The 16606-nt window shown below is 62.4% G+C and carries 5 protein-coding genes (1 of these 5 cut by a window edge); 2 read left to right on the plus strand and 3 right to left on the minus strand.

Going from position 1 to position 16606, the window contains the following annotated elements:
* Both HKK52_RS30625 and HKK52_RS30630 read left to right on the plus strand, forming a co-directional pair.
* On the plus strand, positions 1-10276 hold the 3' portion of the coding sequence (locus tag HKK52_RS30625; protein ID WP_169373839.1) for a non-ribosomal peptide synthase/polyketide synthase. Its footprint begins 4757 nt before the window's first position; the window shows 10276 of its 15033 coding nt (coding positions 4758-15033); the start codon falls outside the window, past its left edge; it ends in the stop codon at positions 10274-10276.
* Between the two features lie 52 nt (positions 10277-10328).
* Positions 10329-11279: an alpha/beta hydrolase gene (locus HKK52_RS30630; protein ID WP_169373840.1), complete on the plus strand. Its 951-nt coding sequence runs from the start codon at positions 10329-10331 to the stop codon at positions 11277-11279.
* A gap of 63 nt (positions 11280-11342) precedes the next feature.
* Here the strand turns inward: HKK52_RS30630 and HKK52_RS30635 are convergent, their stop codons facing one another.
* From HKK52_RS30635 to pvdO, 3 genes are all read right to left on the minus strand, one after another.
* Entirely contained in the window at positions 11343-13805 is a 2463-nt protein-coding gene (locus tag HKK52_RS30635) for a TonB-dependent siderophore receptor (protein ID WP_169373841.1), read from the minus strand.
* 116 nt (positions 13806-13921) lie between these two features.
* Positions 13922-15571 carry a cyclic peptide export ABC transporter gene (locus HKK52_RS30640; protein ID WP_169373842.1) on the minus strand — a complete coding sequence of 550 codons (1650 nt, stop codon included), beginning with the start codon at positions 15569-15571 and terminating at the stop codon, positions 13922-13924.
* Between the two features lie 125 nt (positions 15572-15696).
* Positions 15697-16584, minus strand: coding sequence for a dihydropyoverdine dehydrogenase (pvdO, locus tag HKK52_RS30645; RefSeq protein ID WP_169373843.1), 888 nt, complete (start codon positions 16582-16584; stop codon positions 15697-15699).
* Positions 16585-16606: the final 22 nt, after the last annotated feature.

Genomic DNA, 16606 nt, shown 5'->3' on the forward strand with positions numbered 1-16606 from the left:
TGCCGTCAGCTACAACGAACAAACCCTGAGCTACGGTGAACTAAACGCCCGCGCTAACCAATTGGCGCACAAGCTGATCGACAGCGGCGTCGGCCCGGACGTGCGCGTGGGTCTGGCGGTCGAGCGCAGCCTGGAGATGCTGGTCGGCCTGGTGGCGATCCTCAAGGCCGGCGGCGCCTACGTGCCGCTGGACCCGACTTATCCCGAAGAACGCCTGGCCTACATGATCGGCGACAGCGGCATTGGCCTGCTGTTGACCCAAAGCCATCTGCTCGCTCGCCTGCCGGTGCCGGACGCGGTGCGCAGCCTGATGCTGGATCAGGAGGGCGATGGTCTCGAAGGCTACAGCGACGCCAACCCGCAGGTGGTCATGAGCCCGGACAACCTGGCTTACGTGATCTATACCTCCGGTTCCACCGGTCAGCCGAAAGGTACGTTGCTGGCCCATCACAACGTGCTGCGTTTGTTCGAAGCAACCAACGACTGGTTCAGTTTCGGCCCGCAGGATGTGTGGAGCCTGTTCCACTCCTACGCGTTCGACTTCTCGGTCTGGGAAATTTTCGGCGCGCTGCTGTACGGCGGCAAACTGGTGGTGGTGCCGTACGAGGTCAGCCGTTCGCCGGAAGACTTCTACGCCTTGCTCTGCCGCGAGGGCGTCAGCGTGCTCAACCAGACGCCGTCGGCCTTCAAGCAGTTGATGCAAGTGGCGTGCGCCCCGGAACACACCGTGCTGCAACCGTCCCTGCGTTACGTGGTGTTCGGCGGCGAGGCGCTGGAGGTCAAGAGCCTGCGGCCCTGGTTCGAGCGTTTCGGCGACCAGGCCCCGCAACTGATCAACATGTATGGCATCACCGAAACCACGGTCCACGTGACTTACCGGCCATTGACCCTGGCCGACTTGCAGCGTGACGCGAGCAGCCCGATTGGCGAGCCGATCCCGGACTTGTCGTGGTACTTGCTCGACGGCGATCTGAACCCGGTGGCCAAAGGTTGCATCGGCGAGTTGTACGTCGGTCGCGCCGGTCTGGCCCGGGGTTATCTGAACCGCGCCGACCTGACGTGTCTGCGCTTTATCCCGGACCCGTTCGCCGCTGATGGCGGCCGCCTGTACCGCACTGGCGACCTGGCGCGGTATCGCGCTGACGGCGTGATCGAGTACATCGGGCGCATCGACCATCAGGTGAAGATTCGCGGCTTCCGCATCGAACTTGGGGAAATCGAAGCGCAATTGCTGGAACAGGACGTCATCCGTCAGGCGGTGGTTCTGGCGCAGCCGGGCCTCAGTGGTCAGCAATTGGTCGCGTACCTGGTGCCAAGCGATGCCGCGTTGCTGGAGGCCAACCCGACCGGACAAGGCGAATGGCGCGACAACGTACGCGCCGTGCTCAAGGAAAACCTGCCGGATCACATGATCCCGGCGCACCTGTTATTGCTGGCGCAACTGCCGCTGACCGCCAACGGCAAACTCAACCGCAACGCCTTGCCATCACCTGACGCGAGCCAGGCGCAGCAGGCGTATCAGGCCCCGCAAAGCGAGCTGGAGCAGCGTATCGCCGCCATTTGGCAAGACGTGCTGAAACTGCCGCAAGTGGGCCTCAACGACAACTTCTTCGAACTCGGCGGCGACTCGATCATTTCGATTCAGGTGGTCAGCCGCGCCCGGCAACTGGGGATTCGCCTGAGTCCCAAAGACCTGTTCCAGCACCAGACCGTGCAACGTCTGGCACTGGTGGCGCAGGTCGGTGAAACCGAAACCGGCATTGATCAACAAGCCGTCAGCGGCGCAGCGTTGCTGTTGCCGATCCAGCAGCAGTTCTTCGACGATGAAATCCCTGAGCGGCATCACTGGAACCAGTCAGTGCTGCTCAAGCCACGAGTGGCGCTGGATGCGGAAAAAGTCGAGCAAGTATTGCGTGCCCTGGTGGCGCATCACGATGCCTTGCGCCTGAGCTTCACCCAGCACAACGATGGCTGGGTGGCGGAGCATCAGTCGATTGAACAGCAGCAGCCATTGCTGTGGCAGGAATCGGTGGCCGATGCCGCGGCACTCGAAGCCCTGGGCAACCGCGCCCAGCGCAGCCTCGATCTGCAACAGGGCCAACTGCTGCGCGCCGTGTTGGCGACGTTGGCCGATGGCAGCCAGCGTCTGTTACTGGTGATCCATCACCTGGCGGTGGACGGCGTGTCGTGGCGGATCCTGCTGGAAGATTTGCAAAACGCTTATCAGCAAGTAATCGACGGTCAGGCCCTGAGCCTGCCGGCCAAGACCAGTGCCTTCAAGGACTGGAGCGAACACTTGCAGCGCTACGTCAACAGCCCGGCTTTGCAGCAGGAACTGGCCTACTGGCAAGCCTGCTTGAGCGATGTCAGCACCGAGCTGCCGTGCAAGCGCCTCGACGCCGGCCAGCAGAATCGCCTGGTGGTGAACGTGCAGACGCGCCTGAATCAGGACCTGACCCGGCAACTGCTGCAAGAAGCCCCGGCGGCGTATCGCACCCAGGTCAACGACCTGCTGCTGACCGCGTTGGCGCGGGTGATCGGGCGCTGGACCGGCCAGGCATCGACGTTGATCCAGCTCGAAGGCCATGGCCGCGAAGAGCTGTTCGACGGTGTTGACCTGACCCGTACCGTGGGTTGGTTTACCAGCCTGTTCCCGGTGCGCTTGACCCCGTCCGACACGGCGGGCGATTCGATCAAACAGATCAAGGAACAACTGCGTTCGATCCCGCACAAGGGCATCGGCTTCGGCGCCTTGCGTCACCTCGGTGATGCCCAGGCGCAGCAAAGCTTGCGCGCCTTGCCGAGTCCACGGATCACCTTCAACTACCTCGGCCAGTTCGACGGCAGTTTCGAAGGCGATGACGGCGCACTGTTCACCCCGGCACCCGAAAACGCCGGGCTGGAGCAGAGCCTCGACGCACCGATGGGCAACTGGCTGACCCTCAATGGTCAGGTGTATGGCGGCGAGCTGAGTGTGGGCTGGAGCTTCAGCAGCGAACGTTTCGACACGGCAACCATTGAACGCCTGGCCGAAGACTACGCCGCAGAACTGGCGGCGCTGATCGCCCACTGTGTGACCCCAGGTGTGCAAGGCCTGACACCTTCGGACTTCCCGCTGGCCGGCCTGACTCAATCGCAACTCGACAGCTTGCCGGTACCCGCGCAGCAGATCGCCGATGTCTATCCGCTGTCGGCGATGCAGCAAGGCATGTTGTTCCACAGCCTCTACGAGCATGCCACCGGCGACTACATCAACCAGGTCCGCCTCGATGTCGAAGGCCTCGACCCGCAACGCTTCCAGCACGCCTGGCAAGCGGCGGTGGACAGCCACGACATCCTGCGCACCAGTTTTGTCTGGCAAGGCCAGGTGGCGCGCCCGGTGCAAGTGGTGCACAAGCAACTGGACATGCCGTTCAGCGTGCTTGATTGGCGTGACCGCGCCGATGTGCAAACGGCCCTGGATGCACTGGCCGCCGCTGAACAGGCGCAAGGTTTCGACCTGGCCCAAGGGCCGCTGCTGCGCATGGTCGTGGTGCGTCTCGATGACCAGCGCTGCCATTTGATCTACACCAACCACCACATCCTGATGGACGGCTGGAGTAACTCGCAGTTGCTCGGCGAAGTGCTGCAACGCTACAGCGGCGAGCCGATGCCGGCCCTTGCCGGGCGTTATCGCGACTACATCGACTGGCTGCAACGCCAGGACGTGGCGGTCAGCGAACACTACTGGAACGGCCAGTTGGCCAATCTGCAGGAGCCCACGCGTCTGGCCCAGGCGATTCAGCGCCAGCCCATCGAGGAACAACTCGACGGCCATGGCGAGCGATATTGCTTCCTGAGCGCCGAGCAGACCCGGGAACTGGGCGAGTTCGCCCGCCAGCAGAAAGTCACGCTCAACACCTTGATCCAGGCCGCGTGGCTGTTGCTGTTGCAACGCCTCACCGGCCAGGAAAGCGTGGCGTTCGGCGCGACGGTGTCCGGTCGCCCGAGCGAGCTCAAAGGTGTCGAGCAGCAAATCGGCCTGTTCATCAACACCCTGCCGGTGATCGCCAGCCCTCGCTCGGAACTCACCGTGGGCCAGTGGTTGCAGAGCGTGCAGGCGCAGAACATCACCTTGCGCGAACATGAACACACGCCGTTGTTCGACATCCAGCGCTGGGCCGGCAAGAGCGGCGAAGCGCTGTTCGACAACATCCTGGTGTTCGAGAACTACCCGGTGTCCGAAGCGCTGGAGCAAGGCGCCCCGTCGGAACTGCGTTTTGGTAACGTCAACAATCACGAACAGACCAACTACCCGCTGACCCTGGCGGTGAATGTCAGCGACGAACTGTCGCTGCATTACAGCTACCAGCGCGGGCAGTTCGCCGATTCAGTGATCGTGCAATTGAGCCAACACCTCGACACCCTGTTGCAGCAAATGGTCCAGTCCGGCGAAGCGAGCCTCGGTTCGCTGAATCTGCTGAGCAGTGCCGAGCAGCAACTGATGGTCGAGCGGTGGAATGCCACCGGTGTGGCTTATCCGCTGGAGCAGGGCGTGCATACCCTGATCGAAGCCCAGGCCCGACGTATGCCGGACGCTCCGGCGCTGGCGTTTGGCGCCGAGTCGTTGAGCTACGCTGAGCTAAACGCCCGGGCCAACCAGTTGGCCCATGCCTTGATCCAACGCAAGGTCGGCCCGGATGTACTGGTCGGGATCGCGGTTGAACGCAGCGTGGAAATGGTCATTGGCCTGTTGGCGATCCTCAAGGCTGGCGGCGCCTATGTGCCGCTGGACCCGGAATACCCGCGTGATCGTTTGAGCTACATGATTGCCGACAGCGGCATCGACCAGTTACTGACCCAGCCGCATCTGCTGGCCAGCCTGCCCATTCCCGATGGCGTGCAGAGCCTGTGCCTGGAAGCCTCAGGAACCGATTTTGCCGGGTTCCCGAGCAGCGATCCGCAGGTCAGTTACGAGGCGAGCAACCTCGCTTACGTGATCTACACCTCCGGCTCGACCGGTATGCCGAAGGGTGCGGGTAACTCGCACAAAGCGCTGACCAACCGTTTGATGTGGATGCAGCAGGCTTATGGTTTGGGCGCTGGCGACACCGTGTTGCAGAAGACGCCATTCAGCTTCGACGTCTCGGTCTGGGAGTTCTTCTGGCCGCTGATGACCGGCGCGCGTCTGGTGGTGGCCGCCCCGGGCGATCACCGCGATCCGGCGAAACTGATCGCCCTGATCAACCAGCAACAGGTCAGCACGCTGCACTTCGTGCCGTCGATGCTGCAAGCGTTCCTGCAAGATGCCAATGTCGGCAGTTGCACCAGCCTGACGCGGATCGTGTGCAGCGGTGAAGCGCTGCCGGTGGACGCGCAAACCCAGGTGTTCGGCAAACTGCCGGGTGCCGGGTTGTACAACCTGTACGGCCCGACCGAAGCGGCCATCGACGTGACCCACTGGACTTGCCGTGACGAAGGCCGCGACGGTGTGCCGATCGGGCAACCGATTGCCAACCTGACCACCTACATTCTTGATAGCGGCCTCAATCCGCTGCCAATCGGCGTCGCTGGCGAGCTGTACCTCGGCGGCGTCGGATTGGCCCGTGGTTACCATCGTCGTGCCGGGCTGAGCGCCGAGCGTTTCGTCGCCAGCCCGTTCGGTGACGGTCAGCGCCTGTACCGCACCGGCGACCTGGCACGTTACCGCGTTGATGGCGTGATCGAGTACGTCGGGCGCATCGACCATCAGGTCAAGCTGCGTGGCCTGCGGATCGAACTGGGGGAAATCGAAGCGCGGCTGATGGAACATGTCGCCGTGCGTGAAGCGGTGGTCGTGGCTCAGGATGTGTTGGGCAGCAAACAACTGGTGGCGTACCTGGTGCCGGTGGATCCGGCGACGTTGGACACCGCCGAAGCGCTGCACGACGACCTGACCAGCTGGCTGGGCGAAAGCCTGCCGGACTACATGGTCCCGGCGCACCGCGTGTGGCTGGCGCAGATGCCACTCAGCCCCAACGGCAAACTCGACCGCAAGCGTCTGCCGGCACTGGAATTCGCCGCTTCGCAACAACACGTCGAGCCGGCCAACGCCACCGAACAAACTCTGGTGGACATCTGGCAAGCGGTGCTCGGCTTGGAGCGCATCAGTACCACGGACAACTTCTTTGCCCTGGGCGGCGATTCGATCATCTCGATTCAGGTGGTCAGCCGCGCGCGTCAGCAAGGGATCGAGCTGAACCCCAAAGACCTGTTCCAGCAGCCGACCATCCAGCAACTGGCCCTGCGTGCGAAAGCCGCCGAAGACACGCTGCAACCACCGGCGGCGCTGATCGACATGCCGCTGCACGGTTTGAATGACGCGCAACTGGCCGCGTTGCCGTGGCCCGAAGGTCAGCTCGACGGCTTGTACCGCTTGTCCCCGATGCAGCAGGGCATGCTGTTCCTCGGTTTGAACTCGCCGGACGCCGATCTGTACATCAACCAGTTGTGCATTCCGGTGCAAGGCCTGGAACGGCTGCGGTTCAAGGCAGCGTGGGAAGCGGTGAGCCGGCGTCATGACATCCTGCGCACCGGTTTCCTCTGGCAGGACATGGCCGAGCCGCTGCAATTCGTGCTCGCCGATCCGCAGTTGCCCATCAGCCTGCTCGACTGGCGCGACCAGGACCATTCGGCCGAAGCCTTGCAGCAACTGGCCGACAGCGAACGGGCCAAGGGTTTCGACCTGGATCGTCCGCCGCTGCAACGCTTGACCCTGGTGCAAGTGGGCGAGGACAGCTATCAGCTGATCTGGACCTATCACCACATCCTCATCGACGGTTGGAGTTCCTCGCAACTGATCGGCGAAGTGCTCAGCCAGTATTCCGGCCAGGCCTTGCCCGAAGCGGTGCCGTACCGTCGTTACATCAATTGGCTGCAACAACAGGATGCCAACGCCAGCGAAGGTTTCTGGCGCGAACAATTGGCGCAGCTGGATGAGCCGACCTATCTGGCCGATGCCGTGCCGCGTAGGGGGCAGGGCCACGGTCACGAAGCGCTTTACAGTCGCCTGGGTGAAACCCGCACCGAGCAACTCAAGGCCTTCGCGCAATCCCAGCAAATCACCCTCAATACCTTGGTCCAGGGCGCCTGGCTGGTCTTGCTCAGCCGTTACAGCGGTCAGCGTTGCGTGGCGTTCGGCGCCACGGTGGCGGGGCGTCCGGCGAGTCTGCCGGCGTCGGAATCGATCCTCGGCCTGTTCATCAACACCTTGCCGGTGATCAAGGACGTGCGCGCCGAGCAAGCGGTCGGTGACTGGCTGCGTGACTTGCAGGACTTCAACCTGGAAATGCGCGAGCGCGAATACACGCCGCTCAGTGATGTGCAGCGTTGGGCCGGACGTACCGGGCAATCGCTGTTCGACAGCATCATCGTGTTCGAGAATCACCCGATCGACCAGGCCCTGCGCGAGTGGCGCGACGACTCGCTGAAGTTCGGCGAGACCAACAGCGCCGGCCTGACCAACTTCCCGATGGACTTGATGGTCACCCTCGAAGAAGGCCTGGTGATCGAGTACATGTTCCTGCGCGAGCATTTCGACCTGGTGACCGTGGAAGGCATCCGCAGCAACATGGAAGGCTTGCTTGCGGCGCTGGCTGAGGATGCGGCGCAGCCACTGGGCCGTATCGGTCTGGTGACGGGGCAGGCGTTGCCGACGGCAGCAGTCGAGACGCCAACCGTTGCGGCGCCGGTTCATCAGCGCATCGCGCAATGGGCAGCGCCGCTGGGCGACAAAACTGCCGTGATCTTCAACGAGCAATCGTTCAGCTACGGCCAGATCGAGGCCCGGGCCAATCGCCTGGCCCATGCGCTGATCGCCGAAGGCGTCGGCCCGGAAGTGCGGGTTGGCGTGGCGTTGCCGCGTAGCGAAAACATGATTGTCGCGCTGCTGGCGGTGCTCAAGGCTGGTGGTGCTTACGTGCCGCTGGACGCGACCTATCCGCGAGAGCGTTTGAGCTACCTGATGCGCGACTCCGGGATCGCTTTGCTGCTTAGCGATTCGAGCTTGCGCAATGTGCTACCGAGCCAGGACAACCTGCACGTCATGGCCCTGGATCAACTGGACCTCGACGTGCAGCCAAGCCACGCGCCGCAGATCGACGTACAACCGGGCAACCTCGCGTACGTGATCTACACCTCCGGCTCCACCGGGCAACCGAAGGGTGTCGGCGTGGCCCACGGACCGCTGGCGATGCATTGCCAGGCCATCGGTCAGCGTTATGAAATGAGCGAAGCCGACTGCGAATTGCACTTTATGTCGTTCGCCTTCGACGGTGCCCATGAGCGTTGGTTGACTACCCTGACCCACGGCGGACGCTTGCTGATCCGTGACGACAGCCTATGGACCGCCGAACAGACCTATACCGCGCTGCACGAACATGGCGTGACCGTGGCGGCATTCCCGCCGGTGTACTTGCAGCAATTGGCCGAACACGCCGAGCAGCAGGGCAATCCACCGGCGGTGCGCATCTACTGCTTCGGCGGCGACGCGGTGCCGGCGGCGAGTTTCGAACTGGCCAAGCGTGCGCTCAAACCACAACACATCATCAACGGCTACGGCCCGACCGAAACCGTGGTCACGCCACTGATCTGGAAGGCTGGCGTCGAGGATGAATGCGGCGCGGCGTACGCACCGATTGGCAGTGTGGTGGGTGAGCGCAGCGGTTATGTGCTGGACAGCGACCTCAACCCGTTGCCGGCCGGTATCGCCGGGGAACTGTACCTGGGCGGCGCGTTGGCCCGGGGTTATCTGGGCCGTTCGGGCGGCACCGCCGAACGCTTCGTCGCCAACCCGTTCAGCGCCGATGGCAGTCGTCTGTACCGCACCGGCGACCTGGTTCGCCAGCGCGAGGACGGCACCATCGACTACCTGGGGCGCATCGACCATCAGGTGAAGATTCGCGGTTTCCGCATCGAGCTGGGTGAAATCGAAGCGCGGCTCAAGCAGCAACCGGGAGTGCGCGACGCCGCCGTGGTGGCTCGCGAAGGGGTCAGCGGCAAGCAACTGATCGGTTATGTGCTGGCCAATGCCGACGCTCCGGCGAGTGGTTTGTGCGAAGGATTGCGCGAACAGCTCAAGGCGAGCCTGCCGGACTACATGGTGCCGACGCACCTGGTGCTGTTGGAGCGCATGCCGCTGACGCCGAACGGCAAACTCGACCGCAAGGCCTTGCCAAGTCCTGAGGCGGATCAGCGTCAGGAACACGTGGCGCCGGGCACCGAGCTGGAAAAAGCCTTGGCGAAGATCTGGCAGGACGTGCTGAAAATCGAGCGCGTGGGCCTGACCGATAATTTCTTCGAACTGGGCGGCGATTCGATTCTCAGCCTGCAAGTGATCGCCCGCAGCCGACCGCTGAAGGCCCAGGGCCTGAGCTTGAAACTGCGTGACCTGATGCAGAAACCGACCATCGCCGAACTGGTGGCCAGCACCCAGGGCAGCGCCGAGAAAACCTCCGGGTTGTTGGCGATGAACGCGGAAGTCAAAGGTGTCGCGCCGCTGTTCTGCATCCACGCCGGTTTCGGCACGGTGTTCGACTACGAACCGTTGGCCCGGCGCTTGAGCGGACAGCGCCAGGTGTTGGCGCTTCAGTGCCGGATGCTGCTCGATCCGGCCTGGAACGATGTTTCGTTGCAAAGCATGGCCAGCGCTTACGTGGCGCAGATCCGCGAGAAACAACCGCAGGGGCCGTATCACCTGCTGGGCTGGTCGTTGGGTGGCACATTGGCGTTGCTGATGGCGGCGCAACTGGAGGGTGAAGGCCAGCGTGTGGAAGTCGTCGGGCTGGTGGACAGCTTCGTGCCGTCGGCGGCGATCAATGCCGGCGCGGTCGATGACTGGCAAGCCGATCTGCGCGACTTCCTGCGGGTGACCTTGGGCGATGCTGCGCAAGGTTTGGCGATCGAGGGTGAAGAGACGGCGCAAAACATACGGGCGGTGCTGATTACGGCGATGGCTGCAGCGGCTTCGACTTACGCGGCTCTGGGCACCGATGAGTTGGCCCATGTGTTCAGCGTCGCGCGGCGCCTGAAGCTGTTGTCCCTGAAGCTGGATCGCTGCACCGCGCTGAACGTCGAGCCGACCTGCTGGTGGACCCTGGGGCGTGAAGACGAAGCCGTCGAACTGGCCGGGCAACTCGCACAGCCTACGCTGGCCAGCGAGTGGATCGATTGCGGGCACTTCCAGATTCCGCGCGATGAAACGTTCCTCGCCGAGGCTGAAGAAATGCTCGGCGCAATCGTTGAGTCAGTAGCCCTGTAATAAACCTGAAAACCGGTCGGGTGCGCTGCCCGGCCGGTTTGGAGAATTGGTAATGTCGTTGAACCCTGATATCGCCGCATTTTTGGAACTGGTCGGCAACGGCCGGGCCAGCGGCAAACGCGTGGGCATGCATGAGATGAGCCCCGAGCAGGCTCGCGAACAGTTCGATCAGTCGTCGCTGTTGATGGACGCCGGCGGTGAAGAACTGGACGTGGTCGATGAACTGCGACTGCCGGTGCGTGACGGCACGCGCCTGAATGCACGGATCTACAGCAACCACTCATTGGAAAAGGGCGCCAAGCGTCCGGCGCTGTTGTATTTCCATGGCGGCGGTTATGTGGTCGGCAGCCTCGATTCCCATGATTCGCTGTGCCGCGCATTGGCGGTCATGGCCGATTGCGTGGTGTTGTCGGTGGCCTATCGGCTGGCGCCGGAGTTTCGTTTTCCGACGGCGGCCGATGATGCGCTGGATGCGTGGAACTGGTTGGTGGCCAGCGCCGACGATTTGGGCATCGATGCCCAGCGTCTGGCGGTGGGCGGCGACAGTGTTGGCGGCAGTCTGGCCACGGTGTTGGCCGCGCAACCGTCGGTGCAGCCGTTGTTGCAAGTGCTGATCTACCCGGTCACCGATGCCAGCCAAAGTACCGCGTCCATTGAGCGTTATGGCGTGGGGCATCTGCTGGAGAAAGATTCCCTGAGCTGGTTCTACGAGCATTATCAGCGTGACCTCAGCGATCGTCTCGATCCGCGCTTCTCGCCGTTGCTGGCCGAGGTCTCGGCGAACATGGCGCCGGTACTGCTGATCCTCGCCGAATGCGACCCGCTGCACGACGAAGGCGTGGCGTATGCCCGTCATTTGCAGGCGGCGGGGGTGGACGTGGAGCTGAAAATCTTTGAGGGCATGACCCACGACTTCATGCGCATGGGCGCGATCATCGACGAAGCCGAAGAAGCGCAGCAGCACATTGCCGAGCGATTGGTGCGGGTGTTTGCGGTGGTTTGATTGCTTCATCAGGCACAACAAAACGCCGGCGATTGCCGGCGTTTTTTATAGCGTTGTAGCCTGTTACCAGTTGTAGGTCACATCGGCTGTCACGGTACGGCCTTCGCCGTAGTAGCAGTCCAAAGTGCTGTTGCAGCTGGCGACGTATTTCTTGTTGTCGAGGTTTTCCAGGTTCAGCTTCAGCTTCGTGCCTTTAATGTGCAGCGGCGATTTTTGCAGGTCGTAGGAGACCATCGCGTCATACACGGTGTAGGACGGAATCTGGAAGGAGTCTTCCTCGTAGTCCGAACCGTAGCTGCTGCGCACGTAACGCAAACCAATACCGGCGCCCAGACCGGCGAGCACGGTGGTGTTGTCGAAGTCGTAGTTGACCCAAGTCGAGGCGGTCAGTGGCGGGCTCATGGCCAGGGTGCGACCCTCGCGACCATCGTTGACGCTGCGCCATTTGTTCTGGTTACGCGACACGGCGGCCAGCACACGCAGGTTCTGCGTGACGTTGACCTTGCCTTCCAGTTCCACACCGCGCGAACGCACCGAACCGCTCTGGCTGCTGAAACCCGGGTTTTGCAGGTCGTTGGTCAGCATGTTGTCCTGGTCGATCTGGTACGCAGACAACTGAATGAAGCCGTCGATGAACTTCGGTTCATACTTGACGCCCACTTCGTACTGCTTGCCAGTGGTTGGCTTGAACGGCTGGGAGTTCATGTCGACGCCGGTCTGCGGCAGGAACGATTCGGAATAGCTGACGTAAGGCGTCAGGCCGTTTTCGAACTCATAGCCCAGGCCTGCACGACCAGTGAATTTCTCATCCTTGATGTTGGAGTGAGTGCCGGCCAGCGGCTCTTTGTTATCGGTCTCGGCGAAGTCATAACGACCGCCCAGGGTCAGGAACCATTGGTTCCAGCGCAGCTGATCCTGCGCGTACAGGCCGGTTTGCTTGATGGTGTTGTCCCAGCGATACGGTTGGGTGAAGTTGAACTCACTGCCGTAGACCGGGTGGTACAGGTCGATGCCCGGACCCTGGCGGTCATACAGACCGAGGAACTTGGTGTTGAAGTGGTAGTAGTCCACGCCCAGCAGCACGGTGTGGTCCAGCTCGCCGGTCTTGAACTTGGCCTGCGCGGTGCTATCGATGCCGTAGACCTTGTTGGTCTGCGACCAGTCCACCCCGAAGCGGCTCTGGTAGCTGTTGTCATCGCGGCCGGTGACCGGGTTGGTCGGGAACGAGTAGCCGTGCAATGGCGCGACATACTGGTCATCAATGTAGGCGTAGCTGCCGCGCTGCTTGAGGGTCCAGACGTCATTGAGCTCGTAGGACACATCATAGCCGGTCACGAACTGCTCGCGATCGTACTTGTTCAGGCCGGGCTCGCCGATGAACAGCTTGCGACTGATCTTGCCGTTCGGGCTGTTGAACACGGTGCCTTCGGCCGGCAGACCCTGGGCTTCCGGGGTATCGCGATCCTTCTGGTACTGGGCGAACACGGTGACGCTGGTGCGATCGTTCGGCAGCCAGGTCAGGCTTGGCGCCAGCAGCATGCGGTTCTGGTCGGCGTAGTCGATTTCCGAGTTGCTGTCGTTGACCAGGCCGGTCAGGCGATAGAGGAACTCACCCTGATCGTCGATCGGGCCGCCGATATCGAAGGCGCCGTACTTGCGATCGTAGCTGCCGCCGCCCAACACGATTTCGTGCAGCGGGGTCGCGGTCGGACGCTTGCCGACCATGTTGACGATACCGCCAGGCTGGTTCTGGCCGTACAGCACCGACGCCGGGCCTTTGAGCACTTCGATGCGCTCCAGGGTGTACGGGTCGATCTGCAGCGAACCGCCGGTGCTGCCGCCGCCGTAAGGCAGGTGCAGGCCGTCGAGGTACAGCGGGGTAGGGGAGAAGCCCCGGGAAGTCGGTTCGTCGAACATCTTCACCCGGTCGGAGAAGCCGCCACCGGTCATGCCGGCGGTGTAGCGCAGGGCTTCGGTGACCGATTGCGCGCCGCGCATCTTCACTTCATCGGCGGTGATGACGTTGATGGTCTGCGGGATTTCATTGAGTGGTGTATCGGTTTTGGTGCCGGTGCCACTACGCTTGGCCACGATCCCGTCTACCGGACCATAAGCCGATTCCTGGGTCGCGGAAATGCTGGTCGGCGCCAGGTCCAGGGTGTTGCCGGCGCTGCTGCGCGCACGCAGGGCAACACTGTTGCCGTCCACCGAGTACGCGATGCCGGTGCCCTGGAGCATCTGGGCCATGGCGGCGGCCGGCTCCAGGTTGCCGTTGACGGCGGTGCTGCGCAGGCCGCTGACTTCATCCGGGCTGTAGAGCACTTGCAGGTTGGTCTGGCGACCGAATTCCTGCAGGGCGCTGCCCAGCGATTGTGCTGGAATATTGATCGCGGCGGTCTGGGCCTGAGCCTGGCCGATCATCGGCAGCGTCAGTGCCAGGGCGCAAAGGGCCGGCAGCGTCGGGCGCAGTGAATGGCGAATCAGCAGAGCCTTGGCGAGCGGGTTGAGTCCGTGCGGTGCGGGCATTATTCTTCTACTCTTCAAAGTGTTGACTGAGAACTATTTCTATTAACTGTTAGTGAGACGTTGAGCCTTCCGGAAACCGGAAAGACCCCACGTCTTTTTTTACGAAATTTTCACAATCAGGCAGTTTGAAGTTCGGTGACCACTTTGCCGGCGTCCATGCGCACCAGTTGATCGGCCACATCGAAGTAACGATCGTCGTGGGAAATGACGATGATGGTCTTGCCCAGGCGCTTCAGATCCGGCAGCAACTCGGTGTAGAAGATGCGGCGGAAGGTCGGGTCCTGGTCGGCGGCCCACTCATCGAACACCAGCACCGGACGCTCCTCCAGCCACGCATTGACCAGCGCCAGACGCTTGCGTTGGCCGGTGGACAGGTCGGTGGTGGTGAACGAACCGTCACGCACGCTGACCTTGTGCGCGATCTCCAGGCGTTGCAGGTATTTGTTCGCGTCTTCGGGGATGTGCGTGTCGCCCTGCACCACATCGTCGAACAGGTAATAGTCGGCGAAGATCGTGGTGAACAGTTGACGGTAATCGTCGCGGGTCACGGCGCTGACTACTTGGTCGTTGAGACGAATCTCACCGTGCTGCGGCGCGTACAGGCCAAGCAACAGCTTGATCAGCGTGGTCTTGCCACAGCCGTTTTCGCCAACGATGAAAATGATGTCGCCCTGATCGATCTTCAGGTTCACCGGCCCCAGGCGGAACGGTGCGCTGCCTTCGGTGGTCGGGAAGCTATACGACACTTCATTCAGTTCCAGGCTGTGCACCACGGTGCTTTTGTGGACCTGATCGCTGAGCAGCAGGTGCGGCTCAGGCGAAGAAAACTGTTCGGACAAATCGGCGATGCGGCGGAACGCGATCTGTGCGCGGCTGACAATCGGCAACGTGCCGATCAAGTGTTCCAGTGGGCCTTTCATGTACAGCAACACCAGGACGAAGCCGCTCATCACCGCTTTGTCCGCGCTCGGCCACAGCGATTGCAAGGCCAGGGCGAGGCCGATCACCACGAAGAACAGCATCGAGCCGAGGGTCTTGGCCACCACGAAAATGTTCACCGAGCGCACTTGGGTGTCGCAGATCTTGTCCGCTGTGGCCTCGATACCCGAGACGAACATGCGGTGCCGGCGCGGGCGATGAATGCGCAGCTCCTTGGCGCCTTCGGCCACGGCGTTGTAGTGCTTTTGCAGCTCGTCTTCGTAATCCCGGGCCTTCATGAAGCCCATCATGCCGCGCCCGCGGGCGATGTACTGGATGACCGTGCCAATCACGATAGCGACCACCATCATCAGGAACATCGGCCACGACAGCATCGCCAGGTAACCCATGCAACCGAGGGTCACGGTCAGGGAAATCGCCAGCGGCGCGAAGGCGAAGGCGAAGTCGCTGATGGTGTCGACGTCATGGGTCAGCACCGGGATCAGGCGATGGCTGCGGTAGCGTTCGATCTGCTCGATGGGCGCCGACAGCACTTTTTCGCCCAGCTCTTTGCGCAGCTTGGCGATGATGTGTTGGCCGACATAGTTGGTGCCGATGTCGGAGAAAATCGAACTGATCAACGCCAGCAGGCAAAGCCCGGCAAAAGCGGCGACCACGGTGTTGGTCAGGCCGCCCTCGGAGTGCAGAACATTATTGATGGTCGCCAGCAACGCGGTGACGCTCAGACCACCGACCATGCCAAGCAGGATGGAGCCGGCGACGATCAGCCGAAAGGGTTTGAGCAGGGTGAACAATTCATTGATCACCCCGCGTGTTGGTTTGCTCATGGAGGTTCCCTGCTTGAAAAGAGTGGCGACGGCCGGGCATCGCTGAAGGACATGGAGGGCGGTGGCGCGCCGCACGGACGCGCACACCTATAGAACGAGTGGCGGGATGGCTAATTTAGCGGGGCTTACAGGTCGCGGGCGACGCGCAAGCCAATCCAGTCGCCGCGATCACCGGGCACCAGGGCGTTACGGTTGCCGGAGCGGGAGAACACCGGCGCTTCGCCCCAGTCATTGCCGCGAATGCGCTTGAATTCGCACTTGCCGGTTAGCCAGGCACTGCCATCGCTCGGCGCGCCGACGTAGTTTTCGTTGTAGCAATCGGCGGTCCATTCGTAGACGTTGCCGTGCATGTCGTACACGCCAAAGGCGTTGGCCGGGAAGCTGCCGGCCGGGGCGGTGAAGTTGTAGCCGTCGGCCGCGCCGTAGGTGTTGGCGTGCTTGGCGATGCTGTATTCCTTGCCCTCATCGAACGGGAAGGGGAATGGTCCGGTGGTGCCGCCGCGCGCCGCGTATTCGCGCAGGGATTCGCTGACCAGTCGATACTGCTGGCCGGTTTTCTTCGACAGCCACGCCACGTAGGCGTTGACCTCGGCGAAGTCCATGCACACGGCCGGGTGTTTGTTGGTGTATTCGTAGCGCGGGATGCCGGCCTTGCATTCGCGGCCCGGACGGTCGTCGCCGTCGGGCATGACGTAGCCGGTGTCGCGGAGGTAGGCGTCCCATTCGCCTTTCAATACCTGGAAGCGGCTGATTGCCAGTGGCTTGGCGAAAGTCACCGGGTGCATCGGGCCTTCATCGGGCTCGCGGCCGACTTCATCGTCCGGGGTGCCCATGGTGAAGGTGCCGGTGGGCAGCACGACCATTTCCGGGCAGTCCTTGCAGTCCTTGAACACCTTGCCCGGTTTCGCCGGTTCGCTGGCCTGGGCGATGCCCGGCGCGAGGCTGACGGCCAGGGCGGCCAGCACCAGGGTCGGGAGCGCCTTGAAGGAAAAGCGTCGCAGGTCACTGTTCATCATTGATCTCGATAAAAAAGTA

Origin of the sequence: Pseudomonas sp. ADAK2 (genome assembly GCF_012935755.1) — a bacterium.
Taxonomy (GTDB): domain Bacteria; phylum Pseudomonadota; class Gammaproteobacteria; order Pseudomonadales; family Pseudomonadaceae; genus Aquipseudomonas.